Below are 26,129 nucleotides of genomic sequence, written 5' to 3'. Positions count from 1 at the left end.
ATCTTGTGACGTACCAGCGGCGACGATGCCGGGCCGTGATCCGCGTAGCCCCTGATCGGAGTGCTCGGTGTTGTCGGGTGCGGGGTTGGTCGTTATCGTTCTGTAACCATGTCGGCTTTCGCGCGGATCAACTCGTCACGCTCGCCGCTGCTGTACGCGGCGGTGGCGGCCATGCTGCTGATTCTTCTCGTCGGCGCCTCCCTGGCCATCGTCAACCACAAGACGGTGGCGCTGGTCGTCGACGGTGAGCGCACCGAGCTCACCACCATGTCCCGCGATGTGCGGGCCATCCTGGCCGACGCGGGCTACGAGATCTCCGAACACGACGAGGTGATCCCGGCCGCGGGCAGCAAGGTCGGCGACGGCGCCACCATCACGTTCAACCGCGGTCGCGAGATCACCGTGACCGTCGATGGCGTGGAACGCACGGTGTGGACCACCGGCACCACCGCGGGCGACGCCCTGGCCCAGATGCAGATCCCGTCCGACACCCACGTGCTGCCCGGCCGCGACGAGAAGCTGCCGCTGGCGGGCGCCGCGCTCAGCGTCTACACCCCGCGCACGATCTCGCTGGTCGACGGCGTCGCCGCGCCGGTCGACGTGCGCCTGGCCGCGGCCACCGTCGGCGAATTCCTCACCGCCGCGGGCGTACCCCTGCGGGCCGAGGACTTCGCCGAGCCCGCCGCCGACGCCCCGCTGCGCGAGGGGATGACGGTCACCGTCACCCGTCGGCACACCGAGCAGCGCACCGAGGTGCTGCCCCTCGAACCCACCGAAACGGTGATCGAGGACCCCACCATGAACATGAGCCGCACCGTCGTCGAGAACCCCGGCGCCCCCGGCCTGCACGAGGCCACCTTCGCGGTGACGATGGTCAACGGTGTGGAAGCCGCGCGCGTGCAGGTGAACTCGAACGTCATCACCCCCGCCCAGCCCAAGACCATCCGCAAGGGCGCCAAGCCCGGCACCGAGGTCCCCGAGGTCCGCGACGGCGACCTCTGGGACGCGCTGGCCCGCTGCGAGTCCACCGGCAACTGGGCCATCAACACCGGCAACGGCTACTACGGCGGCATCCAGTTCGACCAGAGCACCTGGGAACGCCAGGGCGGCCTCAAATACGCCCCCCGCGCCGACCTCGCCACCCGCGAGGAACAGATCGCCATCGCCGAAGTCACCCGCGCCCGCCAGGGCTGGGGCGCCTGGCCCGCCTGCACCAGCCGCCTCGGCGTGAGCTGAGAGTGGGGTGCTCGCCGTTTCGCCTGATGCGGGATGTGCGGGGTTTCGGCGGATCGGTGCGGTAGCGTGCTCTCGTTTCGCCGGGTTCGCTGTGCTCGTGCGGTGACCTCGGGTCGGTGACGAGTCGACGGGTGGTTGCTATGCGCGGGGTTTCGGTCTGGCGGAGTGTGGTCGCCGTGGCGGTGCTGGCGGTGGGGGTCGGGGTCGCGGTGCCCGTGGTGGGGGCGCAGGCGGTGGAGCCGGGTGGGGTGATCTCGGTGATCCCGCAGGCCGACGGATTCCACGGGATGTCGGGGGCGCAGGTCATCGAGTACTGGACCAGGGGCGTGGGGGGAGTGACGCAACCGGCCAGTGGCGCGCTGTATCTGCCGACGGGCGAGGTGCCGCCGGGTGGCTGGCCGGTGATCACCTACGACCACGGGACCACCGGGTTGGGCGCGGGCTGCGGTGGGCAGTCCGATCCGGCGGGGGCGCCGTGGCCGGAATCGCAGGCGAAGCAGGACGAGTTCCTGCGGTATCTGGTGGGCAAGGGGTTCGCGGTCGTCGCGCCGGACTATCTCGGGCTGGGTCGCTTCGACACCGGCCCGCACCCGTATCTGGGCATCGAGACCGAGGCCACCGCCACCATCGACATGCTGCGGGCCGCGCGCTCGGTGCGGTCGGATCTGTCTCCGGTGTGGATCGCGGCGGGTATGTCGCAGGGTGGTCAGGCGGCGCTGGGGACCGGGCATCTGCAGACGAGCTACGCGCCGGAACTGGATTTCCGGGGCACCATCGCGGTCGATCCGGAATCGGATGTGGAGAAGGTCGCGCCGCTGCTGGGCCCGGGTAACCCGGATCGCGTCAGCGGGGGCATCCTCGGGTTCTCGGTGAGCATTCTCGCCGGGTTGCGCGCCGCCCGTCCGGACGCGCAGGTCGACAGCTATCTGACCCCGCTCGGCCGGGAGATCCTCGACGAGATCGGCACCCTGTGTCAGGACGCGATCGACGACCGGGTGGCCGACCTGACGCTGGGCGCCCTGCTGTCCCGCCCGCTCGGCGACGAGCCGCTGCGCTCGGTGATGGCCGACTACATGACCGTCCCCACCAGCGGCTACGACGCCCCGATCCTGCTGCTGGTCAACGCCACCGACCGCACCGTGCCCTCGCCGCTGCACGCCGCGCTGGCCGCGCAATTCGTCGCGGGCGGGGTCGACTTCCGGCCCGTCGTCGGCACCGGCAGTCACTGCGAACTGAACCCGGCGATGTTCGCGGCGATCGACGAATTCCTGGCCACCCGAGGGCAAGTCTGACCGTCCTCCGACGCCGTGATCTGTACACTCGTCCAGAATCATGGCCGCCTGGTGGAGAGATGAATCCGTGCCGAAGAACCCGCTCCGCGCGACGATCGTCGCCGCCCTCGCCACCGCGTCGCTGCTGGCCGCTGGCTTCGCTCCCGCTACCGCCGAGGCGCCCGGCTCGGTCATCTCGGTGCTGGACGAGCCCGCGGGCTGGCGCGGGATGGCCGACGGCAAGGTCATCGAGTACTGGATGACCGACTCGGCCGGTGTCGCGCGCCCGGCCAGCGGCGCGGTGTTCGTCCCCGAGGGTGACGCCCCCGCCACCGGCTGGCCGATCATCGCCTACGACCACGGCACCTCCGGGTCGGGTCCCGGCTGCGGCGGCCAGTCCGATCCCGAGTCCATGCTGCCGCGCTTCCGCGGCGCCGAGGACGCGCTGATCAAGGGCCTGGTCGATCAGGGTTACGCCGTCGTCGCCCCCGACTACCTGGGCCTGGGCCGCTTCGACACCGGCCCGCACCCCTATCTCGAGGTTCGCAGCGAGGCCACCGCCACCATCGACCTGGTCCGCGCGGCCCGCGCCGCCGACCTGGATCTGTCGCGCACGTGGAGCGTCTTCGGTGTCTCGCAGGGCGGGCACGCCGCGCTCAGCACCGCGCACGTGCAGTCCTGGTACGCGCCCGAACTCGACTTCCGTGGCACGGTGGCCGTCGACCCGGCCTCCGACGTGGAGAAGGTGCTGCCGCTGGCCGGGCCGGGGCTGCCGCAGATCCCGGGTCTGTCCGGCGCCACCTCGTCGTTCGTGGTGAGCATCCTGGCCGGGCTGCGCGCCACCCACCCCGAAGCCGACGTCGATTCCTATCTGACTCCGCTGGGCCGCTCGCTCGTCGACGCGGCCGGGCACCAGTGCATCGACAAGATCTTCGCGGGCGCCCAAGGCGTCAACCCGTCCGACATGCTGGCCAAGCCGCTGGCTCCGCTGCGAGATGTCCTGGCCGAGTACATGACCCTGCCGACCAGCGGCTACGACGCGCCGATCCTGCTGACGATGAACGTCACCGACATGGTCGTGCCCTCGCCGCTGCACGGCGCGCTGGTCGCGCAGTTCGCGGCCAACGGCGTCGACCAGCAGGTGATCCCCGGCACCGGCGAACACGGCACCACCTCCCCGCAGATGCGCACCGCCATCGCCGAGTTCCACGCGCGCGTACACGCCGCCCCGCCGCAGCGCTGAGCTGCCCGATCGACCGGGTTGGTAGGTTCTAGCAGTGCCCGAACCAGAGATTCCCGCGCGCGGTAGCGCCGCACTGCTCGGTCCCGCCGAGGTGCGGACGCTGGCCGAACGCTTCGGCGTCCGGCCGACCAAGCAGCTCGGGCAGAACTTCGTGCACGACGGCAACACCGTGCGCCGCATCGTCACCGCCGCGGGCGTCGGTGCCGCCGACACCGTCCTCGAGGTCGGCCCCGGACTCGGCTCGCTGACCTTGGCGCTGCTCGACGTGGTCGACCAGGTGGTCGCCGTCGAGATCGACCCGGTGCTGGCCAACTACCTGCCCGAAACCGTCGCCGACCGGGCCCCCGGCCTGGCCGACCGGCTGCGCGTGGTCGAGGCCGACGCCCTGCGCGTACGCGCCGACCAACTGCCCGCCACCCCGACCGCTTTGGTGGCGAACCTGCCCTACAACGTGGCCGTGCCCGTGCTGCTGCACCTGCTGGCCGAACTGCCGAGCATCCAGGTGTCGCTGGTGATGGTGCAGGCCGAAGTGGCCGATCGCCTCGCCGCCGAACCCGGCAACCGGGTCTACGGCGTCCCCAGCGTCAAGGCCGGTTTCTTCGGCAAGGTGCGGCGCGCGGGCGCCGTGGGCACCCAGGTGTTCTGGCCGGTGCCGCGCGTGGAATCGGGCCTGGTCCGCATCGACCGCTACGCCGAGGCGCCCTGGCCCATGGACGACGCGCACCGCCGCCGCGTCTTCGAAGTGATCGACGCCGCCTTCGCCCAGCGCCGCAAGACGCTGCGCGCGGCCCTGTCCGGCTGGGCGGGTTCGCCCGCCGAGGCCGAGCGCAGGCTGGTGGCCGCCGGGATCGATCCCACCGCGCGCGGTGAGACCCTGGAGACCGCCGCCTTCGTCCGGCTGGCCGCCCAGGGCTGACCTCGCCGTTCCCGGGAACCCGCCGTACACCGGCCGTTCACCCCGAGCGCCTGTGAAAGCAATTGTGGACAACCGGTTTTCGCACCGGTCGGTGTTGATCATGGTCGCCGGGCGATGACCCGAACCACATCGGACGATCCCCGCGCATCATGGTTGTGCGTGGATGTGGATGACACTGTGGATGATCCGCCACACCGCGCCCCCGGATGAATGTCCGGTGAACGACAACGCCCCCCACCACGGGTTTTCGGCCGCCTCGCGTCCGAGGGGCGAGACGTCACGGCGAAGCCGAAGTATCGCCCCTCGGACGCCAGCCGCCAAATCACAACAGCGCGTAACCGGCTTCGTCTACGGCGGCGGCCACATCGGTGCGGGCCAGGTCTGCGGCGCTGTCCACCTTGACCAGCCCACTGGCGACATCGACATCGACGCCGGTGACGCCGTCGATCTTGCCGATCTCCTCCTTGACCGAACTCGCGCAGTGCCCGCAGGTCATTCCCGTGACGGTGTAGGTGGTGGTGGCCATGGCCGACTCCTTCTCGCTGAAACGGTGCTCGGGTCGGGTGCCCGACACGATCGAACATACCCCCCATGGGTATCTGGCGCAACCCGCGTCGCGCGAACTCGTCGGTACCACCGGTTACGCTTGGTGATCGTGCTGTCAGTTGTGCCCAGCCCGGTCGTCGCGCGCGCCCCGTCCAAGGTGAATCTGCATCTCGGAGTCGGTGATCTGCGCCCCGACGGCTTCCACGATCTGACCACCGTGTTCCAGGCCCTGTCCCTGTCCGACGACGTGGAACTGGCCCCCTCGGCCTCGCTGACGGTGCGGGTCACCGGTGAGGGCGCCGCCGACGTGCCCACCGACCGCACCAATCTGGTCTGGAAGGCCGCGGTGCGCCTGGCCCACCTGGCCGGACGCGCGCCGCTGGTGGAGATCGCCATCGCCAAGGGCATCCCCGTCGCGGGGGGTATGGCGGGCGGCAGCGCCGACGCCGCCGCCGCGCTGGTGGGCCTCAACGAACTGTGGGACCTGGGCCTGGGCCGCGAGGAACTCTCCGCCATCGCCGCCGAACTCGGCAGCGACGTCCCCTTCTCCCTGCACGGCGGCACCGCCCTGGGCACCGGCCGCGGCGAAAGACTGCTTCCGGTGTTGTCGCGCAACACCTTCCACTGGGTGCTCGCCCTGGCCAAGGACGGCCTGTCCACCCCCGCCGTCTTCCGCGAACTCGACCGCCTGCGCGCCGAGGGCGACCCGCCGCGCCTGGGCGACCCCCAGAAACTCATGCAGGCCCTGGCCTCGGGCGACCCGCACACCCTGGCCCCGCTGCTCGGCAACGACCTCCAGGCCGCCGCCCTGTCCCTGAAACCGGAGCTGCGCCGGACCCTGCGCGCCGGAGTGAGCGCGGGCGCCCTGGCCGGTCTGGTCTCCGGCTCGGGCCCCACCTGCGCCTTCCTGTGCGACAGCGACCAGGCCGCCGTGGCCGTGGCCGCCGAACTCGCCGGTGCCGGGGTCTGCCGCAGCGTGCGCACCGCCAGTGGTCCGGTCCCCGGCGCCCGCGTCCTCGACCCCGAGGCCCAGGCCAAACGCTGACCGTCCCGCCGGAGCCGCGGAAACCGACCGCTGCCAGATCCACTACGCTTCCACCGACAGATCTCGTACGAACATGGGTAACTCACCGGGGACGGGCAAACCCGCCCACCATCCTCCCGCCGGTCGCCGACGCGCCGCAACCTCGCACCTATGTCTGGCCTGAAGTCCCGGAGAGGCGGAAATGCCCAACCTGATCAACCTGGAACAGGTCTCCAAGAGTTTCGGTGTCAAGCCGCTCCTGGACGACGTCTCCCTCGGCGTGCACGCGGGGGAGCGGATCGGGGTCGTCGGCCTCAACGGCGGTGGCAAGACCACGCTGCTCGAGGTGCTGACCGGGCTGGAGGCCCCCGACAGCGGCCGCGTCAGCCGGGTCGGCGGGCTGCGGATGGCCGTGGTCACCCAGCGTGGGGTGCTGCCCGAGGGCGCCACCATCGGCTCGGTCGTGCTGGCCGGACTGTCCGATGACCTGTCCACCGTCGACATCGCCGAACACGAGTGGGCCGCCGACGCGCGCATCCGCTCGGTGCTCGACGGCATCGGCATCGCCGACCTGGGCCTGGACACCCCGGTCACCAATCTCTCCGGTGGCGAGCGCCGCCGCGTCGCCCTGGCCGCCGCGCTGGTGCGCGAGCTGGACCTGCTCGTACTCGACGAGCCCACCAACCACCTCGACATCGAGGGCGTGCAGTGGCTGGCCCAGCACCTGATCGCCCGGCGCACCGCCCTGGTGGTCGTCACCCACGATCGCTGGTTCCTCGACACCGTCGCCACCCGCACCTGGGAGGTCGTCGGCGGCAAGGTGGAGACCTACGAGGGCGGCTACGGCGACTGGATCTTCGCCCGCGCCGAACGCGCCCGTCAGGCCGACGCCACCGAGGCCCGTCGCCAGAACCTGGCCCGCAAGGAACTGGCCTGGCTGCGCCGCGGCGCCAAGGCCCGCACCTCCAAGCCGCGCTACCGCGTCGAGGCCGCCGAGGCGCTCATCGCCGATGTGCCGCCGCCGCGCGACGCCGTCTCGCTGGCGGCGTTCGCGCGCAAGCGACTGGGCCGCGTGGTGATCGAACTCGAGGACGCCACCCTGGCCACTCCCGACGGCCGCGAGCTGGTCGGCGATCTCACCTGGCGCCTGGCGCCGGGCGAGCGGGTGGGCCTGGTCGGGGTCAACGGCTCCGGCAAGACCACGCTGCTGCGCGCGCTGGCCGGTGACGTGGAACCCGTGACGGGCAAGCGCATCCAGGGTCAGACCGTCCAGATCGGCTGGCTGCGCCAGGAACTCGACGACCTGCCCACCGACATGCGGGTGCTCGAGGCCGTGCAGCAGATCGCCAACCGGATCATGCTCGGCGACAAGGAGATCTCCGCGGGCCAGCTCGCCGAACGGCTCGGCTTCACCCCGGCCCGCCAGCGCACCCCCGTCGGCGACCTCTCCGGTGGCGAGCGCCGCCGCCTGCAGCTGACCCGCATCCTGATGGCCGAGCCCAACGTGCTGCTGCTCGACGAGCCCACCAACGACCTCGACATCGACACCCTCCAGCAGCTGGAGGACCTGCTCGACAACTGGGCGGGCACCCTGGTGGTCATCAGCCACGACCGCTACCTGGTCGAGCGCATCTGTGATACCACCTGGGCCCTGTTCGGCGACGGCAAGCTCACCAACCTGCCCGGCGGCATCGACCAGTACCTCACCCGCCGCGCGAGTCAGGCGGCCGCCACCAAGCCCGGCGCGGTGAAAGCCCCCGCCGCCTCGACGGATTCGGCCGACCGCCGCGCCGCCCGCAAGGAACTCTCGCGGCTGGAACGCGGCATCGCCAAGCTCGACGAACGCGAACAGAAGCTGCACGTCGCGCTCGCCGACGCCGCCACCGACCCGGACAAGCTGGTGACCCTCGGCGCCGAACTCAAAGAGGTCGTCGCGGAGAAGGAAGCGGCCGAAGAGCGGTGGATGGAGCTGGCGGAGCTGGCCGAGTCCTAGGTGGCGGTCTCCCTGCCGTCACCGATGACGGTGGGCAGACAGGTCTGCACGAAGTCGGCGCCGAACTCGGTGAGCAGGATGCTGCGGTAGCTCACCTTGGTGCCGAACCCGCGCTTGAGCGCGTCACGGACCTGTTCCTGGGCCTCGATGAGCTGATACCGGCTCGGATTGCCGACCGGTTCGCGGGTGAACTCGATGAGTCCGAGCCTGCGCAGATTGGGCAGGTACTGCGGCACGCGGTTGGGAAACCGCAGGCCCGCGTGCTCGCCCAGCATGGTCAGTCCGCTGATCAGGCGCTCGCCGCCGAAGGCCCGCTGACGTCCGGTGCGCACATCGATCGAGGGCTGCGGCCCGTCGACGTGCAGGAAGCGCAGGATGCGCGCCTCGTCGGGGGTGATCTCGGTGAGGATGCCGGGGTAGGCGGGGTGGGTGTCGGGCTGGGCCGCGTGGGTGCTGGCCGACAGGCGCAGCAACTGGGCGCCCTGCTCGCGCAGCGTCGGCATGGCTTCGCGGTGGTAATCGGTGCTGGTCGGTAGGCCGAGCGCGTGCCGGAGCCGGTCGCGCACTTCGGTTTCCGCCTCGGCGAGCACTTCCTCGGGCGGGTTGCCCGCGAGGCTGCCGCGCAGCACCGTGACGGTGACGCCGAGCGCGGTGTCCAGGGTCCACAGCGTCATTCCGGAGGCCGCGGTGAACGCCACCCGGGCCACGCCGGTCGCCGCACGGACCGTGCGCGCCGGGGACACCGGCAGTACGCCGCGTTTCTCCGTGGTGGTGTCGAGTGCCGCCACCGTCCGCCGCACCACCTCCGCGGACGGGGTCCCGTCTACATCCATGTCGTCGCTACTCCCGTTCCGAAGACCAGGATATGAGCGTATCCGGCGAGCAGCCCCAGCGCGCCGCCATGGACGAAAAGCAACCATTCGTCCTGTTTGATGGCCGAACGCAGCATGTCCACGAAGTCGTGTGGGGAAAGTGCGGACATTTGCCTGGCGATGTATTCGTTGACCTGTCTGCCCTGCTGGACGTTGAACTCCGGGTCGGCGAAGGCCATCGGCGCGATCGTCATCGCCTCGGCGGTGAGCGTGGACTGCAGCGAGTCGTACTCGCGGCTGCCCAGCATGAACTTCACCGCGGGCCGGGCCGGTCCGAGCGCGCGGTCGGCGGCCGGACGCAGGGTGTCCTCGAGCATCTGCAGCGTGCGGTCCGAGCGCGGGCCGTTGAGCAGCTCGTCACCGATATTGGCCACGGTGACCACCTCGGTCGACACCAGCGCCGCGTACCCGGCGGTGATCTCGGGCTGACGCTTGATCAGCAGACCCTGCCGCCACGGGCACCACCACTTCGGGGTCGCGGGCGCGAAGATCATGTTGATGCCCACCCAGTTCACCACCCAGCCGATGACGATGCCGCCCACCGGCAGGATGATCAGCGGCGAGAGTCCGGTGGTGTGCAGGGCCAGCACCAGCAGCAGGCCGCACGGTGCGCCGAAGTAGAAACCGAAGTTCTGCATGAAGCGCAGTTCCTTGGCGCCGAGCACCTGGAACAGCTGGTTGAGCAACTGCGGGCGGGCCTGGAAATAGCGGATCACCATCTGCTTCACATCCAGCAGCTGGTCGATATTGCTGCCCAGTTCGGCGGTGAGTTCGCGCAGGATCTCCGGCAGCTGCGAGCGCACCCGCTGATGGATCATCTCGCGCACCTGGACGGGCAGGTTGTACCAGAGCTGGGGGTGCTCGCGGCGCAGGATCACCTCGACGATGTCGCGGATCTGCGCGTCGGCGACCTCGGCCAGATGTTCGGCCAGTTTCTCCGGATCGAGCTCGCGATAGAAGTCGGAGACGCTGCCCAGCTTGGACAGTCCCTTGTCGACGGCGATGGAGGCCATCTTGTCCGCGCGCGAGGGCACGATGCCCTGCCAGCCGATCCGCCCGTCATAGCTGAGCAGCGGCAACACCTGGATGCGCTTGGGCAGGAACGGGAACAGCGCGCGCAGCCCCGGCAGTTTGACGCCGTGGAATTTGATCGGCTGGAACAGCATCAAAATGCCGGTCCAGTTGGTGATGTAACCGATTACTCCTGTGAAAAGAGGAATGGTCAGAATTTCCAGCAGAAGGGTCGGATGTAACCCGAACACACTCTCCAGCACGACACCCTCCTGCCGATACCCGGTGACCACCGCCTTCACCGGCATCCAAAAATTAGCACCCCCGCGGCGAGGTGACCCTACTGTGAGGTGAGGAACTAGGTCCATTCGTCGTGCCCCAGGCCACAGGGTAGTGTCTGAGACATCAGTCACAGAAGGTGTCCCGAATGCCGTACTCGCCGTGCGTAGTCGGAACAATGACGGTCACCACAATTCGTGGCAGATGACAATCGGCGCCGCAGGGGGCGCCGTATCGTCCGCACTGTGCCTGGGGCGTGGTCGGGCAATAATCTGTGGGCGAGAAGTTCACCTGGCGAGACTTCGGAGTAGGACGTGACAGACGACAGGACCGGACAGGACCTGGCCCGCGCCGGTACCCGTGCCGTCGAACGCAGCTCGGACGTCGAGCAGCGACAGATCAGCAATGAAGCGCGGTTGATCAGGGGTGTGTTCCGCGCTGCCGGGCTGGCGGCCGGAACCGCGGTGCGTGGCAGCCAGTGGGCGGTCGGCACCACCTACGAGGTGACCAAGGAACTGGCCCAGGCAGCGCTGGACGGCGAGTCCTCGGCCGATATCGCCGAGCGCACCGGCAACGCGCTGCGGTCCATCGCGCGCAGCGCGCTCGGCGTCACCGAGGGGTCGGTGCGCGAGATCGTCAGCTATGTGCCGACGCCCAACGGATCGTCCCAGCAGTCCATCACCGTGGGCCCGTACCTGCGCTCGGCCACCACCGACGACCTGCGCCGTCGCGGCGACGCGCTGCTGGCCCGCTCGGCGGATGTGTACTTCACCGAGGACGTGCACCCGGCCTACGACCGCATCCTCGACGAGATCGCCCCCGACGAGGCCCGCATCCTGCGCTTCATGGCCCTCAACGGCCCGCAGCCCTCGGTCGACGTGCGCACCAACCGTCCGCTGGGCATCGGCTCGGAACTGGTCCAGGGCGACCTCACCTCGGTGCCCGAGCAGGCGGGCGTGCGCTACCCCGACCGGTCGCGCTCCTACCTGATCAACCTCAACCGGCTCGGCCTCACGCTGACCTCCGAGGACCCGGTGGTGCTGAGCCGCTACATGGTGCTGGAAGTGCAGCCGGTGGTCGAGGAAGCGCTCAAGAAGGCGGGTCGCGCGCCCAAGATCGTGCGCAAGAGCCTGCGGCTGTCGGAGTTCGGCGAGGACTTCTGCCGCACCTGCTTCACCATCGGTAGCTGAGACAGCGGGCGCCTACGCCTCGGCTGGTCACGCTCCGGTGTCGGCAGTGATAGCGATCTGATACAGATCGGGTGCCCGCGCCCGATTCGGTGGGATCGTGGAGGCATGGAGCAGCCGACCGGATCCGCCGATGTGCGCGTGGACGACGACGCCGTCGAGCCCGCGCGCCCGCGTCCCGGCCCGCTGCTGCCCGGTGCCGACGAGCCCCTGGTGACCGGGCCGGAGACGGGGGAGGAACCGATGTTCATGGAGCCGCCCGAGCCGGACGACGACGAGCAGCCCGAACCGGTGCCGCGCCCGCCGGATCATCCCGACGATGTCGTCGCGATCAGCAGGCTCAAGTTCCGCTATCTGCGCGCACTGGACACCAAGTCGTGGGACGAGTTCGCCGACACCCTGGTCCCCGAGGCCACCGCCACCTACAGCGAGTACCTGCAGTTCGAATCGCGCGAGGCCTTCCTGGCCTTCCTGCGCAACACCCTCGGTCCGCACGTCATCACCGAGCACCGCTGCGATCATCCCGAGATCGATGTCGACGGCGACGAGGCCACCGGCACCTGGTACCTGGCCGACACGGTGATCATCCCCGAGCACAACATGCTGCTGCGTGGCGCGGCCTTCTACACCGACCGCTACACCCGCTGCGAGGACGGACACTGGCGCATCGCGCACACCGGCTACGAACGCACCTACGAGGTGGTGCTCTCGCTCAGCGATCTACCGAGCCTGCGGTTGACCGCGAGCCGCTGGGGCATGATCGCCGGGGAGAACCACATCTCCTCGGTCGAGCGCAATCCCGGCTCACCGGCCGCCTGAACGCCCGACCCAGACAGCCCCGGCGGTCTCAGTCGGCCGTGGCGACCAGCGGTTCCAGCGTGAGATCCGGGTGTTCCTTCTCGATGTACTGCAGCCGCCACTTGTCGCTGAACAGCGCCAGGATCGCGCCGTCGGTGCGGGTGAACACCTCCACCCCGCGCTGGCGGTCGAGCTCCGGCGCCGATTCCGCGTCGGTGCGCCGGGCCAGGGAGTAGCCGAGGAAATCCAGCTGGGTCTCCACATTGAACTCGGCCTGCATCCGCGCGGTGACGACCTCGAACTGCATCGGGCCGACCGCGGCCAGCACCGGTGACTGATCGCCGCGCGCGTCGTTGCGCAGCACCTGCACCACGCCCTCGGAGTCGAGCTGGTCGATGGCCTTGCGGAACTGCTTGTACTTGCCCGCGCTCTGCGCGCGCAGGGTGGCGAAGTGCTCGGGCGCGAAGCTCGGGATCGGCGGGAACTCCACCTTCTTGTCCACGAACAGCGTGTGCCCGGGCGCCAGCGCGGTCGCGTTCACCAGACCGACCACGTCGCCGGGGTAGGCGGTGTCGACGGTGGTGCGCTCGCGACCGAACACGGTCAGCGCGTACTTGGTGGCGAAGGGCCGACCGGTCTGCGCGTGCGTCACGACCATGCCGCGCTCGAACTCACCGGACACGATGCGCATGAACGCCAGCCGGTCGCGGTGGGCGGTGTCCATGCCCGCCTGCACCTTGAACACCACCGCGCTGAACGGGTCACCGGTCTCACGGTCCTTGCCCGCCACGTCGGCGCGCGAACCGGGCGCGGGCGCCAGCGACACGAGCGTCTCCAGCAGCTGGCGCACACCGAAGTTCAGCATGGCCGAGGCGTAGATGACCGGCGAGGTCTGCCCGGCCAGGAACAGTTCCTGATCGTGGTCCTGCCCGGTGGCCGAGAGCAGTTCGCTCTCCTCGGCCGCGGTCGTCCACGCCTCACCCTCGCGCGCCTCGGCCTCGGCCGGGGTCAGCGACTCCTCCGGGGCGATGGTCGCGCCACCGGCGGTGCGGGTGAAGTGGATGTACTCGTCGGCCACACCCTCGGGACCGCGCCGCAGCAGGCCGCGGAAATCGCCCGCGATACCCACCGGCAGGAACAGCGGGGTGGGCGTCAGGCCGATCCGCTCGCTGATCTCGTCGAGCAGTTCCAGCGGGGCCTGGCCCGGCCGGTCCCACTTGTTGATCACGGTGATCACCGGGATGCCGCGATGACGACACACCTGGAACAGCTTCAGCGTCTGCGGCTCGAGGCCCTTGGCGGCGTCGATGAGCATCACCGCGGCGTCCACGGCGGTGAGCACGCGGTAGGTGTCCTCGGAGAAATCGGAGTGGCCGGGGGTGTCGACCAGGTTGATCACACTGTCGACCTCGGAACCGGCGGCCCGGTAGTTGAACTGCAGCGCGGTCGAACTCACCGAGATGCCGCGCGCCTTCTCCATCTCCATCCAGTCCGAGACCGTCGACTTGCGTCCGGCCTTACCGTGGATGGCGCCCGCCTCGGAGATCATCCTGGCGTGCAGCGCCAGCGCCTCGGTGAGCGTGGACTTACCCGCGTCGGGGTGCGAGATCACGGCGAACGTGCGGCGACGGGCCACCTCGGCGGGCAGCCCGCGGGGCGTGACGTTCTCTCCGGACTCGGACACAATCGGACCTTTCGCAGGGGTGGGCAGCCTTTTCAGAGTACGAGGACAGGTCGCGGCCGCACGCGGCGGGAGTGCGGTGACGGCGGTTTCCGCCGGGCGATACGCGTGCGGTATGGTGGTCGGGTTGTCTCGGCGAGGGTGAGCCCTCTGTGGTGCTCACCGTGATCGACGCGGCTCGGCTTTCCGGCCGTCCTCGTTCGTTCTTCGTCCGACGAGTAGACCCAGACCCCGGTGGTGGGTCGCCCATGACCAGCCCGGAAAAGCCGTAGGAGCGCATTCAGTATGTCCGACGCCAACGTCATCGAAGCCGCCGTCCGCACCGAATTCGGTAAGGGCGCCGCGCGCCGCACCCGTCGCGACGGCAACGTGCCCGCCGTGCTGTACGGCCACCACGCCGAGCCGCAGCACCTGTCGATCAACGCCCGTGAGTTCGCCGCCATCCTGCGCGAGCACGGCACCAACGCCATCCTGAGCCTGGTCATCGACGGCAAGTCGCAGCTGGCCATGACCAAGTCGGTCGTCGTGCACCCGATCCGTCGCTACATCGAGCACGCCGACCTGCTGATCGTCAAGCGTGGCGAGCGCGTCACCACCGACGTCAACGTCGTGGTCTCCGGCGACGCCGCCGCGGGCACCCTGGTCACCCAGGAAGCCAACACCCTGTCCATCGAGGCCGACGCGCTGAAGCTGCCCGAGTCCATCGAGGTCTCGGTCGAGGGCATCGAGGCGGGCACCCAGATCCTGGCCGGTAGCATCGCGCTGCCCGCCGGTGTCACCCTCGCCGGTGACGCGGAGGCGCTGGTCGTCAACGTGATCGCCGCGCCGTCCGCCGCCGAGCTGGACGAAGAGGGCGAAGGCACCGCCGACGAGGCCGAGCCCGCCGAGGCCGAGGCCGAGTCCGCCGAGTAATTCCGCTGCTACGGTTCGGTCGTGACCGAATCCTCCGGGCCCGCGCTCGTGGTCGGACTGGGTAACCCCGGTCCCGAGTACGAGCGCACCCGCCACAATGTGGGCTTCCTGGTCGCCGATGTGCTCGCCGAGCGCATCGGCGGCCGTTTCGCTCAGCACAAGAAATCCGGCGCCGACCTGCTGCAGGCGCGCCTGGACGGCCGCCAGATCCTGCTGGCCAAGCCGCGTACGTACATGAACCTGTCGGGTCGTCCGGTGGCCGCGCTGGCCAAGTTCTTCTCGGTACCCGTCGACCAGGTCATCGTGGTGCACGACGAACTCGATCTGCCCTTCGGCACGATCAAGCTCAAGCAGGGCGGCGGCGAAGGTGGCCACAACGGCCTGCGCTCCATCTCGCAGGCGCTCACCACCAAGGACTATCTGCGCACCCGCATCGGCATCGGCCGTCCGCCGGGCCGTCAGGACCCGGCCGACTACGTGCTCAAACCGTTCGCGGCCCCGGAGCGCAAAGAGGTGCCGGTGATCGTCGAGCAGGCCGCCGACGCGGTGGAACTCCTGCTGAAGGTCGGGCTCGAAGCAGCCCAAAACCACCTGCATTGACGCGTTCTCGGCGCGCCCGGAGATCTCACCGGGCGCGCCGAACGCGTCTCAGCGCAGGTGCACCGCCGTGGCCGCGCGGCGGAGCTTGCCCGAGGAGGTCTTCGGCAGGGCGCCCGGGCCCAGGATGGCGACGGTGCGGGGGCGGGCGCCGACCTCGGCGAACACCTCGTGCACGATCTCGCGTTCCATGCGCTTGACCTCGTCGGGTTCCTGGTAGTCGTTGGACTCGACCACCACCGCGAAACTCTCGCGTTTCTCCCCGGCGTCCAGGCGCACCGCCACCGCGTTGCCGGGACGCACCCCGGACACCCGCAGCGCGGCCCGCTCGATATCGGTGGGGTAGATGTTGCGGCCGCCCATGATGATGACGTCCTTCATCCGTCCGCACACCACGATCAGGCCCGCGTCGGTGAAGTAGCCGATGTCGCCGGTGTCGAGCCAGCCTTCGGCGTCCTGCGCGGGACGGAACCCGTCGACGGTCACATACCCGGAAGTCACCGCGGGTCCACGCAATTCGATGACGCCCACCGAGCGCACCGGCAGCGGCTGCCGTTCGGCGTCGACCACCCGGCCCTCCAGATCGTCGACCAGATGACCCAGCGTCGGCAACCGGCGCGGAGTGCCGTGATGACCGTCCTCGGCCACCGGCACCGCCTTGCCCACCGCCTCCAGCAGATCGGCGTCGATCACGTCGAGCACCAGGCCGTGGCCGGGATCGGGAATCGACACGGCCAGCGTGGTCTCGGCCATGCCGTAGACCGGGGTCAGCGCCATCGGATTGAGCCCGAACTCCTTGCCCGCCTCGGCCAGCGCGATCATGGTGTCGGGATCCACCGGTTCGGCGCCGTTCCACATGTAGCGCACACTGGACAGATCCATGGTCCCCGGCTCGGCCTGCCGCAACCGCCGCGCCAGCAGCGAGTACGCGAAATTCGGTGCGGCTGTGACGGTGCCGCGGTACTTGGCGATCAGCTCGGCCCACAGCAGCGGCCGGGCCAGGAAGTCCAGCGGGGTCACGCACACCACTTCGGCGCCGAATTGCATGGGCACGCTGAGGAATCCGACCATGCCCATGTCGTGGAACAGCGGCAGCCAGCTGATCATCACGTCGTCGTCGGTCTGGAACTTGACGCGATTGAACATCGCGTAGGCGTTGACGTAGAAGTTGCCGTGCGTGATCCGCACCGCCTTCGGCGAGCCGGTCGACCCAGAGGTCAACTGCTGCAAGGCGATATCGCCCTCGGTGGTGGGCACCGGATCGGTGTCGGGACCCTCGTTCAGGTCCTCGATGCGGACCACGATGATGCCGCGCTCGCGCAGCACCGGTTCGGCGGCCGCGAACGGCGCGCCGAGCACGACGGCCTTGGCCTCGATCATGTCCAGCACGGTCTCGGTGTCGCGCACCCAGACCGCCAGATCGGTGCGCGGTGTCGGCTGGTGCAGCATGGTGATCGAGGCGCCACGCATCCAGATGGCCTGGCAGACCGGGGCGATGTCGACGGGTAGACCGGCCAGGACGCCCACCGCGTCCCCGTGTCCGATCCCGGCGGCGGCCAGGCCACCGGCCATCCGTCGCGCTATCCGATGGATTTCCCCCCAGGTCTGCCGCAACGGCACATCCGGTTCTCCGGTGACCAACCCCCGCGGGCTGGTCAACGCTGTGGCAAACATTTCGTCGGTGAACCTGCTCAACGTCGGACTCCCTTTGCGCCAACGAACGGTTACGGCCGTGCTCCCAACAAATCCCGCCCCGCGCCCTCGGTGTTAACCCCACTCAACCCCGGCGAACACCCCCTGCCGCACTTTTCTCGACGGCGAAGGTGGCAGCGTAACGGTCCACATATGGTCTACCTGATCGTGCCGCGATCTCCCGCATCAGCTGGTCGGTTGCCGCTCTGACCTGGGCGCGATACTCCGCTGCCGGATAGCGTCGCGCCGGTTGGACACTGATGCGCACCTTGGTGAAACGCAACAGTTTCCGACCGCGCGGATTCATGCGGTCGGTCCCGTCGAGAATCACGGGTACCACCGGCGCGCCTGTGGCCATGGCCACGCGCAACGCCCCGGTCCGACCACGATAGACCCTGCCGTCGACCGAGCGGGTGCCCTCCGGGTGAATTGCCCACGCACCGCCGGATTCGAGGATGCGGGTGGCCGCGGCGAGCGCGTCGGCGGCCGCGTCACCGCCGGTGCGGTTCACCGGCACCTGCCCCGCCGCGGTGAAGAACCAGCGCTTGGCCCACCCGCGTAGGCCGGTGCCGGTGAAGTACTCCTGTTTGGCCAGGAAGGTGAGTGGCCGGGGGATGACCAGTGCGAGGTAGAGCGAGTCGATGAAGGCCAGGTGATTGGCGGCGATGATCACCGGTCCCGTGCGCGGGATGTGTTCGAGACCCTCGACGCGCGGGCGGCCGAGCAGCCGCAGCAGCGGGCCGAGGAGGACGTATTTGCACAGCAGGTACCACATGGAACCCTCCGGAGTAGACAGTGTCTACCCGACCCTAGTAGACACTGTCTACGGGTGCCACGGGATGCCACGACGACCGGCGTGCAGAATTGCCCGTATGCCCGACTCCCTGCGCGAACGCCTCGTCGACACCGGCGTCGAGCTGCTCGAACGCGACGGCGTCGGCGGGCTCGGATTGCGGGCCATCGCGCGGGCCGCCGGAGTCTCGCACGGCGCCCCGCGCCGCTGGTTCCCCACGCACGCGGCCCTGCTCGCCGCCATCGCCGCGCGCGGATTCGGCGACCTGATCGGCCGGTTCGCGCAGTCGGCCACCGGCGACGATCCGCGCGCCCGGCTGCGGACGATGGCCCAGGTCTACGTCGATTTCGCGGTGACCAGGCCGGAGATGTTCACCCTCATGTTCCGCCACGACCTGCTGGCCGGTTCGGGGGAGAACCTGCGCGGCACCACCGGGCCGCTCTACCGCCGCATCGTGGAGCTGGTCGACGCGGCGGGCGCGGGCGAGGACGCCCCGCGCCGCGCGCTGGCCCTGTGGACCAATATCCACGGCCTGGCCACGGTCGCCGCCAATCGGACGCTGGAAGTCGTTGCACCCGAAGAAGATCCCCGCGAACTCGCCGAACGGATCGTCGGCGAGCACCTCGCCTTCGGCTAGCGGGTGAGCTCGGCCAGGGTGGCCACGAAGCGGTCGAGGTCAGCGGGGCTCACGAAGCAGTGCGGCGAGGCGCGCACCACCGCGGCCAGGCCGCGCCCGGTCATGTCCAGCAGCGTGGAACTCGCGTGGCTCACCGTGACGGTGACGCCCCGCTCGGCGAGCCGGTCGCGCAACCACATCGGCTCGTGCCCGTCGACGGTGAACGAGACGATGCCGCTGTGCTCGGTGCCCAGGTCACGCACCGTCACGCCGGGCAACTCCGGGAGCAGCGCGCGCAGGTAGGCGGCCCGGTCGGCGACGGCCGCGTAGACCGCCTCGGGACCGAGATCGAGGAGATGGTCGACGGCGGCGCCGAGCCCGAGGCGGGCGGCCACATCGCATTCCCAGAATTCGAAGCGGCTCGCGTCCTCGGCCAGGCGGTATTCGCCGGGGGCCACCCACTGCGCGCCGTGCAGGTCGAGCCGGTCCGGTTCCATGGAACGCGCCAATTCGGCTCGGACATACAGGAATCCGGTGCCCCGCGGCCCCCGCAACCACTTGCGTCCGGTGGCCGAGAGGGCGTCCACGTCGAGCGCGGCGACATCGAGGGGCAGCTGTCCGATCGACTGGCACGCGTCGAGCAGCACCAGCGCGCCCGCCTCGTGTGCGATCCGGGTGGCCTCGGCGACCGGATTCACCAGTCCGCCATTGGTCGGCGCGTGCTGGAGCGAGACCAGCCGCACCCGCTCGTCGAGCATGGCCGCCAGCGCGTCGGTGTCGAGGCGGCCGGTGGGGTCGCTGGGAATGTGCTCGACGGTGGCGCCGGAGCGGGCGGCGCGCTGCAGGGCCGAGATCGCGTTGCTGGCGTAGTCGGCGCCCGAGATCAGGATCCGGTCACCGGGACGCAGCGGCACCGAGTAGGCGAAATCGGCCCACGACCTGGTCGCGCTGTCGCTGAGGGCGATGGTGTCGGCGGTGGCGCCGATCAGGGTGGCGATCGAGGTCTTCACCGCCGCGAGATCGTCGAGACGCTCGTTGGCCGCCCGATAACCACCGATCTCCGCCTCGCGGCGCAGGTGGTCCACGACGGTCTCGGTGACGACCCGCGGCGGCAGCGAGGACCCGGCGCTGTCGAGGAACACCTGCCCCCCATCGAGTCCGGGCGTGGCGGCTCTGACGGCGGCGAGATCGATCATGGGTCGACCCTAGCGCGGGCGTTCGTTCGCCGATTCGTCACTTTTTCTGTCGGTGGCCGTCGCTACTCTGGAAGACCAGACGCAGGTTTCCACGGCAGTACCACAGCACGCGGAGGTTGGCATGGCCGTCACACTGCACCGTACTTCGTGGCCCGAATATGCTCCCGACCAGGGCGAACTGTCCTCCAGGGCGGCCGCGGAGGCCTATGTCGGCGGGGTGTGTTTCAAGCTGGGTCCGCCGGGACTCATCGGCGCGGAACTGGAATGGCTCACCACCGGCCCCACCGGCTCCCGCCCGCCCCTGGACCTGATGGCCCTCGCGCTCGGTCCACACGCGCCCGTCTCCCTCGCCCCGGCCTCGCCCGCGGCCCCCCTGCCCGGTGGGAGTAGGGTGACCATCGAACCCGGTGGTCAGATCGAACTCTCCAGCGCCCCGTTCGCCGATCCGGCGGCGCTCACCCACCACCTCCGCGCCGACACCGCCCTGCTGCGGCAACTGCTCGCCGCCCACGAGATCGGCATCGTCTCCGCCGCCGCCGACGCGGCCCGTCCCGCCGAACGCCTGCTCCGATCGCCCCGCTACGCGGCCATGGAACGTCGCTTCGCCGGAGTCGGCCCGTTCGGCGCGCTCATGATGTGCAATACCGCCGCCACCCAGGTCAGCGTCGACGCCGGTGCCGACGCGGCCGAGGTCGGCGCGCGCTGGACCGCCCTCTACACCCTCGGCCCCGCCCTGATCGCGGCGTTCGCCTGCTCACCGCACCTGCACGGCGCCCCACCGGGGCAGTGGGCCTCCCAGCGGATGCGGACCTGGCTGCGGCTCGATTCGTCTCGCGTCCGGCCACCGGTGGCCGACTGGACCGATCCGATCACCTCCTACGCCCGCTGGGCCTTGGACGTGCCGCTGCTGTGTGTGCGCTGCACCGAACGCGACGCGGACTGGTCGCCGCCGCCCGGGGCGACCTTCGCCGACTGGCTCACCGGGGCGCTGGACGACGAGGTCGGCCGTCGTCCCGGCCCGGCAGATCTCGACTACCACCTCACCACGCTGTTCCCGCCGGTCCGCGCCTCGGGCCACCTCGAGGTCCGCTATCTCGACACCCAGCCCGGCGACACCTGGACCACCCCGATCCACCTGTTCGACGCGGTGCTCTCGACGCCCGAGGTGGTCGCCGAGGCGACGACGCTGGCCGCACCGGTCGCGGGGGAGTGGTCCACCGCCTCGCGCCACGGCCTGGCCGACCCGCTGATCCGGCGCGTGGCCGTCGACGTGCTCGAACTCGCCACCGCCCACGCCCGATCCGATTCCGCCGCCGCGGAATTGGCCCTCGCCGCGCGCCGATGTCGCGCGGGGCGAAGTCCGCTCGACCCGGCGCGCGACGGTTCCGCCGTTGCCGCCCAACCTGTTTCGGAGATCGCCCCGTGACTGTTTCCGTCCCCGCCGACCACACCGCTCGCGACCGGATGCGCGCCCGGATCGCCGAGGTCCTGCGCCGCGCGCGCGACCGCACCGCCCTGCTCACCGACGCCGTCGACGAAGCCGATCTGACCGCGCAGCATTCGCCGCTGATGAGTCCCCTGGTCTGGGATCTCGCGCATATCGGCAATCAGGAAGAACTCTGGCTGGTCCGCGATGTCGGTGGCCGCGAGGCCGTGCGCGCCGATATCGACGAACTCTACGACGCCTTCAAACACGCCCGCGCGAACCGCCCGGCCCTGCCGCTGCTGAATGCGGATCAGGCGCGCGGGTATGTCTCCACCGTGCGCGAAAAGGTGTGGGACGTACTGGAAAACAGCGATCTGGCCGGAAACCCCTTGGTGGACGAGGGTTTCGCCTTCGGCATGATCGCCCAACACGAACAGCAGCACGACGAGACCATGCTCGCGACCCATCAGTTGCGCGTCGGGGCTCCCGTCCTGTCCGCCCCGCCACCACCCACCGCGCAGGGCCTGCTCGAGGGCGAAGTCGTCGTTCCCGCAGGCGAATTCCTGATGGGCACCTCGGCCGACCCGTGGGCCCTGGACAACGAACGCCCGGCCCATCCGGTGCACGTCCCCGGCTTCGCCATCGATGTCGCCCCGGTGACCAACGAGCAGTACCTCGCCTTCCTCGCCGACGGCGGCTACGACCGGCCCGAACTGTGGTCCGCACGCGGCTGGGCGCACCGCCAGGAGGCGGGCCTGGTCGCGCCGCAGTTCTGGACGCACGAGGACGGGCAGTGGACCCGCTCGGCCTTCGGCGTCCGTACACCGCTGCGGCCACGTCAGCCGGTGGTGCACGTGTGCTGGTTCGAGGCCGAGGCGTACGCGCGCTGGGCGGGCAAACGGCTGCCCACCGAGGCCGAATGGGAGAAGGCCGCCCGCTTCGACCCGGCGACCGGAAACTCGCGGCGGTATCCGTGGGGCGAGGAAACGCCCGACGCGCGCCACGCCAATCTCGGCCAGCGGCATCTGGAACCGGCCGACGTGGGCGCCTATCCCGCCGGGGTCTCCGCGACCGGCGCGCACCAGCTGATCGGTGACGTCTGGGAATGGTGCGCGACGGGTTTCGAGCCGTATCCCGGCTTCCGTGCGTTCCCGTACCGGGAGTACTCGGAGGTGTTCTTCGGCGGCGACTACCGCATCCTGCGCGGCGGCTCCTTCGGCACCGACGAGGTCGCCTGTCGCGGCACGTTCCGCAACTGGGACCACCCGATCCGCAGGCAGATCTTCGCGGGCTTCCGGCTCGCCCGCGACCTGCGAGAGGACGAAAGCTGATGTGCCGTCATCTCGGATACGTCGGCCCCCCGGTCAGCGTCGGTGAACTCGTGCTGCGCGGCCCGCATTCGCTGTTCGTCCAGTCCTGGGCGCCCGCCGACATGCGCGGCGGCGGCACGATCAACGCCGACGGCTTCGGTGTCGCCTGGTGGCGCCGTGCCGAGGTCGGTCTGGACGGTGTGCGCGACGCGGTGACCCGCTACCGCAACGCCGCCCCCATCTGGACCGATCCGGCCGTCGCGGAAGTGCTGGGTCAGCTGGAGTCGCGAGCGGTGTTGGCCTCGGTCCGTTCGGCCACGGTCGGTATGCCGATCGAGCGCGCCGCCTGCGCCCCGTTCATCGACGAACACTGGGCCTTCAGCCACAACGGAGTCGTGCCCGACTGGCGATCCACGCTGCTGGCCGTGCTCACCGACCTGAACGCGATCATCGGGCCCGGATTGCCCAGCGGCCAAGGCGTTCCGGCACCGGACGGCATGCCGGTCGACGTCGCCCCGGCGGAGGGCAGCCTCGCGGCCGGGAGCTACTCGGGTTCCGCGCTGTTCGGTTCCGCGGCGGTGCTGTTGGAGGCCGAGGCCCTCACCGATTCGGCCGCGCTGTGGGTCCTGTTGCGCGGCCTGCTCGCGGTGATCCACCCCGACGGCCCGGTGACCTCCCCGGAGGACGCGCTGCGCCTGCTGGTCACCGCCGTCCTGTACCGGCAACCGGCGGCCCGCCTGAATCTGCTGCTCGGCGACGGTGACCACCTCTGGGCGACCACCTGCTGGCACGCCCTGTCGATCCTGGTCGCCGACGACTACACCGTGCTGTCCTCGGAGCCCTACGACGACGATCCGCGCTGGCAGCTCGTCGGCGACCGGCAGGTCGTGGCCGCCGCCCCCGGCGCCTGCACCATCACCGATCTCGAACTCCCCGCCACCGAAAGGGTCCGTTCATGACCGCGCCGCTGCTGGACATCCACCTCACCGACGACGATCTCACCGCGGCCCTGCGCGCCGACGCCCGCACCGGCCTGACATCGAACCCGAAATCGTTGCCGCCCAAGTGGTTCTACGACGCGCGCGGCAGCGAACTGTTCGAGCGGATCACCGAACTGCCCGAGTACTACCCGACCCGCACCGAGCGCGCCCTGCTCGAACGCGTCGTCGGCGAGATCGCCGAGGCGGCGAAGGCGGAGGTGCTGGTGGAACTCGGCTCCGGCTCGGCGGCCAAGACCCGATTGCTGCTCGACGCGCTCACCGCCGAGGGTTCGCTGAAAACCTATGTACCGCAGGATGTCTCGGCCGCCGCCCTGCGCGGTGCCGCCACCGAGGTCGCCACCGAGTATCCGAATCTCGCTGTGCACGGGGTGGTCAGCGATTTCACCGACACCCTGCACAACCTGCCCCGTGGGGGTCGCCGCATGATCGCCTTCCTCGGCGGCACCATCGGCAACCTGGTCCCCGCCGAACGCGCCGAGTTCCTCGCGGGCATCACCGAGGTCCTCGAACCCGGCGAACTGCTGCTGCTCGGCGCGGGCCTGGTCATCGACCCCGCTGTGCTGGTCCCCGCCTACGACGACGCCGCGGGCGTCACCGCCGAGTTCAACCGCAATGTCCTGCACGTCCTCAACCATCGCCTCGGCGGCGACTTCGCACCGGAGAAATTCGAACACGTCGCCGTCTGGGACCCCACCGCCGAGTGGATCGAGATGCGCCTGCGCGCCACCACCGCGATGACCGCCACCCTCACCGACCTCGACCTCACCGTCCACTTCGCCGAGGGCGAGGAGATCCGCACCGAGATCTCCGCCAAATTCCACCCCGACACCCTCCGCGCCGAACTGACCACCGCGGGCTTCACCCCCACCCACACCTGGACCGACCCCGACTCCCGCTTCGCCCTCTTCCTCGCCGAACGCCGCTGACCAGCAGCGCTACAGGTCGAGGTCTTCGGCGCGGGATTCGCCGCTGATCGTGGTCTCGTCGCCGTCGACGGGGTTGTCGTAGAGGTCGCCGTCGACATGGTCGTCGCCGACGACGCGGACGGCGGCGACCTCGGCGGGGCGTTCGTCCTGTTCGAGGGCGGCGCGGGCGGCGCTGCCCTCGGTCCATTCCTGCGACATCTCCTCGTCGATGCCCAGGAAGCCGTCGGCGTCGGCCTCGTGGTTGCGGATCACGTAGTCCTGTGGCGGGTCTTCGACGTAGCGCTCGTATTCGACGATGTCGTCGGCTTGATCGTCATCGCCCATGTCCATGTCCAACGGTTCACGGCTCATGGGTCCAGTATCGGCCTCCGCCGGGCGCGCGTCACGGACCACGGCCGGTGCTCAGTGCTCGACGCCCTCGAAGACCGCGCCGAACCAGTCCACGAGCGGGCGCAGTTCGCCCCAGGCGCGGCGGACCTCGGTCGCGGCGGCGGGGGTGGTGAGCCAGTCCGGGGCGCCGAATCCCCGCCGCACGACCATCGACTTGTAGCGCAGCAGGTCGATGCGCGGGTGGTCGGCGGCATAGCCCTTGGGTTTGGTCTTGAGCCGGTCGCCGCCGAGTTCGTAGCCCGCCGCGGTGGCGGCGTCGAGAATCCGTGCGAGTTCGGGGCCGCGCACCTCGTCGTCGATGGTGGCCCGCAGCGTCGCCAATGCCGGGGGTGACGGCATGAAACATCCCGCGCCGACCGTGAGACCGCCCGCGTCGATGTGCAGATACCAGCCGACCCCGGGCGCCACCCGGACCACCGCGCCCTGCTGGGTCTTGTAGGGCGTCTTGTCGGCGGAGAACCGGACGTCACGGTAGGGCCGGAAGATCTTGGCCTCGCCGAACTCGGCCGCGAGTTCGGCGGTGAGCGCGATCATCGGCGCGCGCACCGCCTCCTCGTAGGTCTGCTTGTGCGCCGACCAGAAGGCTTTGGAGTTGTCGGCCTCGAGGTCTTCGTAGAAATCGAGTCCCGCCAGCGGAAACCCGGTGAATGTCATCAGTCCTCCCGCCTCACGCGCCGCCCAGCGCGGCCACGAACACCACCACGGCCAGCACGGCCAGCACACCGACCGCCGCATTGACGATCGCCGCCCACTTGCCCGCCGACTCGCCCTTGGTATGCCCCACGACGCCGAGAATCACCCCCGTTGGCACGGTCACCAGCACCGGCAGCCCACACAGCAGCGCTCCACCCAGGAACGAGGCGGCCACACAGCAGAAGCTGAGAATCGACCAGATCGGCGTGGTGTCGACGTACCCGTAGCGCGGCGGCAGCGGTTGCGGCGGCCCGTACGGCGGCACCCCGTACTGCCCGCGCGGATACCCCGGCGCCGGGAACATCGGCTGCGGCGCGGGCGGCGGCGGTGGATACGGCGGCAGCTGCGCGGGCGCGCTCTCCACGCCCGGCCACTGCTGATCGGCGCGCACCGGCGGCGGCGGGATCACCGGTTCGGGCGCGTCCCGCACCCGGTCCTTGCCCAAATCGACCGGCCGGTCCGGTTCGTACTCCATGAGAGCCCCCCTCGCATCGCGCGTAGAACTCATGAGTACCACCGC

At 70.1% G+C, this 26,129-nt stretch carries 25 protein-coding genes; 15 read left to right on the top strand and 10 right to left on the bottom strand.

All coding sequences use genetic code 11. The features are described from left to right. The first annotated feature begins 108 nt into the window (after positions 1–108). The 4 genes from QC180_RS04550 to rsmA all read left to right on the top strand — a co-directional run bounded on the left by QC180_RS04550 (position 109) and on the right by rsmA (position 4,666). The gene (locus QC180_RS04550) at positions 109–1,236 is read left to right on the top strand and encodes a resuscitation-promoting factor (RefSeq protein ID WP_278261322.1); all 1,128 of its coding nucleotides are present in this window, start codon (positions 109–111) and stop codon (positions 1,234–1,236) included. Positions 1,237–1,376: 140 nt separating this feature from the next. Beyond that, positions 1,377–2,528: an alpha/beta fold hydrolase gene (locus tag QC180_RS04545; RefSeq protein WP_278261321.1), complete on the top strand. Its 1,152-nt coding sequence runs from the start codon at positions 1,377–1,379 to the stop codon at positions 2,526–2,528. A gap of 67 nt (positions 2,529–2,595) precedes the next feature. After that, the gene (locus QC180_RS04540; protein WP_278261320.1) at positions 2,596–3,750 is read left to right on the top strand and encodes a lipase family protein; all 1,155 of its coding nucleotides are present in this window, start codon (positions 2,596–2,598) and stop codon (positions 3,748–3,750) included. 34 nt (positions 3,751–3,784) lie between these two features. Beyond that, on the top strand, positions 3,785–4,666 hold the full coding sequence (rsmA, locus tag QC180_RS04535) for a 16S rRNA (adenine(1518)-N(6)/adenine(1519)-N(6))-dimethyltransferase RsmA (RefSeq protein WP_278261319.1): 882 nt from the start codon (positions 3,785–3,787) through the stop codon (positions 4,664–4,666). Positions 4,667–4,988: 322 nt separating this feature from the next. Here the strand turns inward: rsmA and QC180_RS04530 are convergent, their stop codons facing one another. Beyond that, the gene (locus tag QC180_RS04530) at positions 4,989–5,192 is read right to left on the bottom strand and encodes a heavy-metal-associated domain-containing protein (RefSeq protein ID WP_278261318.1); all 204 of its coding nucleotides are present in this window, start codon (positions 5,190–5,192) and stop codon (positions 4,989–4,991) included. Between the two features lie 129 nt (positions 5,193–5,321). On the opposite strand from QC180_RS04530, the gene QC180_RS04525 reads away from it, so the two are divergent. Together QC180_RS04525 and QC180_RS04520 are read left to right on the top strand one after the other, a co-directional pair. Continuing rightward, positions 5,322–6,257 (top strand): 4-(cytidine 5'-diphospho)-2-C-methyl-D-erythritol kinase, encoded by a 936-nt coding sequence (locus QC180_RS04525; RefSeq protein WP_278261317.1) that lies wholly within the window; start codon positions 5,322–5,324, stop codon positions 6,255–6,257. Positions 6,258–6,438: 181 nt separating this feature from the next. Continuing rightward, positions 6,439–8,229 carry an ABC-F family ATP-binding cassette domain-containing protein gene (locus tag QC180_RS04520; RefSeq protein ID WP_278261316.1) on the top strand — a complete coding sequence of 597 codons (1,791 nt, stop codon included), beginning with the start codon at positions 6,439–6,441 and terminating at the stop codon, positions 8,227–8,229. Here the strand turns inward: QC180_RS04520 and QC180_RS04515 are convergent. Further along, positions 8,226–9,062 (bottom strand): Abi-alpha family protein, encoded by an 837-nt coding sequence (locus tag QC180_RS04515; protein ID WP_278261315.1) that lies wholly within the window; start codon positions 9,060–9,062, stop codon positions 8,226–8,228. The two genes, QC180_RS04520 and QC180_RS04515, sit on opposite strands and share 4 nt — an antisense overlap. Further along, positions 9,053–10,420 (bottom strand): DUF445 domain-containing protein, encoded by a 1,368-nt coding sequence (locus QC180_RS04510; protein WP_278261314.1) that lies wholly within the window; start codon positions 10,418–10,420, stop codon positions 9,053–9,055. The genes QC180_RS04515 and QC180_RS04510 overlap by 10 nt, the downstream gene beginning before the upstream one ends. Positions 10,421–10,705: 285 nt before the next feature. Here QC180_RS04510 and QC180_RS04505 point away from each other — a divergent pair, with 285 nt between their 5' ends. Continuing rightward, the gene (locus QC180_RS04505; protein WP_278261313.1) at positions 10,706–11,581 is read left to right on the top strand and encodes an Abi-alpha family protein; all 876 of its coding nucleotides are present in this window, start codon (positions 10,706–10,708) and stop codon (positions 11,579–11,581) included. A gap of 288 nt (positions 11,582–11,869) precedes the next feature. After that, positions 11,870–12,397 carry a nuclear transport factor 2 family protein gene (locus tag QC180_RS04500; RefSeq protein ID WP_278261885.1) on the top strand — a complete coding sequence of 176 codons (528 nt, stop codon included), beginning with the start codon at positions 11,870–11,872 and terminating at the stop codon, positions 12,395–12,397. 28 nt (positions 12,398–12,425) lie between these two features. Here the strand turns inward: QC180_RS04500 and QC180_RS04495 are convergent, their stop codons facing one another. Continuing rightward, positions 12,426–14,060, bottom strand: a complete 1,635-nt coding sequence (locus QC180_RS04495) for a peptide chain release factor 3 (protein ID WP_278261312.1) — start codon at positions 14,058–14,060, stop codon at positions 12,426–12,428. A 282-nt stretch (positions 14,061–14,342) separates the two neighbouring features. Here QC180_RS04495 and QC180_RS04490 point away from each other — a divergent pair, with 282 nt between their 5' ends. Together QC180_RS04490 and pth are read left to right on the top strand one after the other, a co-directional pair. Next, entirely contained in the window at positions 14,343–14,969 is a 627-nt protein-coding gene (locus tag QC180_RS04490; protein ID WP_278261311.1) for a 50S ribosomal protein L25/general stress protein Ctc, read from the top strand. A gap of 21 nt (positions 14,970–14,990) precedes the next feature. Beyond that, positions 14,991–15,569, top strand: coding sequence for an aminoacyl-tRNA hydrolase (gene pth, locus QC180_RS04485; RefSeq protein ID WP_278261310.1), 579 nt, complete (start codon positions 14,991–14,993; stop codon positions 15,567–15,569). Between the two features lie 48 nt (positions 15,570–15,617). Here pth and QC180_RS04480 read toward each other — a convergent pair whose 3' ends face one another. Continuing rightward, a complete protein-coding gene (locus QC180_RS04480) occupies positions 15,618–17,261 on the bottom strand; it encodes a fatty acyl-AMP ligase (RefSeq protein WP_278261309.1) in 1,644 nt (547 codons plus the stop codon). An 82-nt stretch (positions 17,262–17,343) separates the two neighbouring features. Continuing rightward, entirely contained in the window at positions 17,344–18,033 is a 690-nt protein-coding gene (locus tag QC180_RS04475; protein ID WP_278261308.1) for a lysophospholipid acyltransferase family protein, read from the bottom strand. A gap of 97 nt (positions 18,034–18,130) precedes the next feature. On the opposite strand from QC180_RS04475, the gene QC180_RS04470 reads away from it, so the two are divergent. Further along, positions 18,131–18,688 carry a TetR/AcrR family transcriptional regulator gene (locus QC180_RS04470; protein WP_278261307.1) on the top strand — a complete coding sequence of 186 codons (558 nt, stop codon included), beginning with the start codon at positions 18,131–18,133 and terminating at the stop codon, positions 18,686–18,688. On the opposite strand, the gene QC180_RS04465 is transcribed toward QC180_RS04470, so the two are convergent. Continuing rightward, positions 18,685–19,863 (bottom strand): aminotransferase class V-fold PLP-dependent enzyme, encoded by a 1,179-nt coding sequence (locus QC180_RS04465; RefSeq protein WP_278261306.1) that lies wholly within the window; start codon positions 19,861–19,863, stop codon positions 18,685–18,687. The two genes, QC180_RS04470 and QC180_RS04465, sit on opposite strands and share 4 nt — an antisense overlap. Positions 19,864–19,984: 121 nt before the next feature. On the opposite strand from QC180_RS04465, the gene egtA reads away from it, so the two are divergent. From egtA to egtD, 4 genes are read left to right on the top strand one after another with little or no spacing between them, the layout of a single operon-like run. Beyond that, a complete protein-coding gene (gene egtA / locus QC180_RS04460; RefSeq protein ID WP_278261305.1) occupies positions 19,985–21,289 on the top strand; it encodes an ergothioneine biosynthesis glutamate--cysteine ligase EgtA in 1,305 nt (434 codons plus the stop codon). A gap of 38 nt (positions 21,290–21,327) precedes the next feature. Next, complete coding sequence (gene egtB, locus QC180_RS04455; protein ID WP_278261884.1) at positions 21,328–22,620, top strand: ergothioneine biosynthesis protein EgtB; 1,293 nt, start codon at positions 21,328–21,330, stop codon at positions 22,618–22,620. Next, the gene (locus QC180_RS04450; RefSeq protein ID WP_278261304.1) at positions 22,620–23,558 is read left to right on the top strand and encodes a class II glutamine amidotransferase; all 939 of its coding nucleotides are present in this window, start codon (positions 22,620–22,622) and stop codon (positions 23,556–23,558) included. Before egtB ends, QC180_RS04450 begins: the two co-directional genes overlap by 1 nt. Beyond that, on the top strand, positions 23,555–24,526 hold the full coding sequence (gene egtD, locus QC180_RS04445) for an L-histidine N(alpha)-methyltransferase (protein ID WP_278261303.1): 972 nt from the start codon (positions 23,555–23,557) through the stop codon (positions 24,524–24,526). Before QC180_RS04450 ends, egtD begins: the two co-directional genes overlap by 4 nt. Before the next feature lie 9 nt (positions 24,527–24,535). On the opposite strand, the gene QC180_RS04440 is transcribed toward egtD, so the two are convergent. The 3 genes from QC180_RS04440 to QC180_RS04430 are packed head-to-tail and all read right to left on the bottom strand — an operon-like array spanning position 24,536 to position 26,084. Continuing rightward, the gene (locus QC180_RS04440; RefSeq protein ID WP_278261302.1) at positions 24,536–24,877 is read right to left on the bottom strand and encodes a hypothetical protein; all 342 of its coding nucleotides are present in this window, start codon (positions 24,875–24,877) and stop codon (positions 24,536–24,538) included. A gap of 51 nt (positions 24,878–24,928) precedes the next feature. After that, positions 24,929–25,570 (bottom strand): DUF2461 domain-containing protein, encoded by a 642-nt coding sequence (locus QC180_RS04435; protein ID WP_278261301.1) that lies wholly within the window; start codon positions 25,568–25,570, stop codon positions 24,929–24,931. 13 nt (positions 25,571–25,583) lie between these two features. Continuing rightward, positions 25,584–26,084, bottom strand: coding sequence for a hypothetical protein (locus tag QC180_RS04430; RefSeq protein WP_278261300.1), 501 nt, complete (start codon positions 26,082–26,084; stop codon positions 25,584–25,586). Positions 26,085–26,129 lie beyond the last annotated feature (45 nt).

Source organism: Nocardia anocheti (genome assembly GCF_029675105.1).
Taxonomy (GTDB): Bacteria; Actinomycetota; Actinomycetes; order Mycobacteriales; family Mycobacteriaceae; genus Nocardia.
This window is presented reverse-complemented; position numbering and strand designations above follow the sequence as displayed.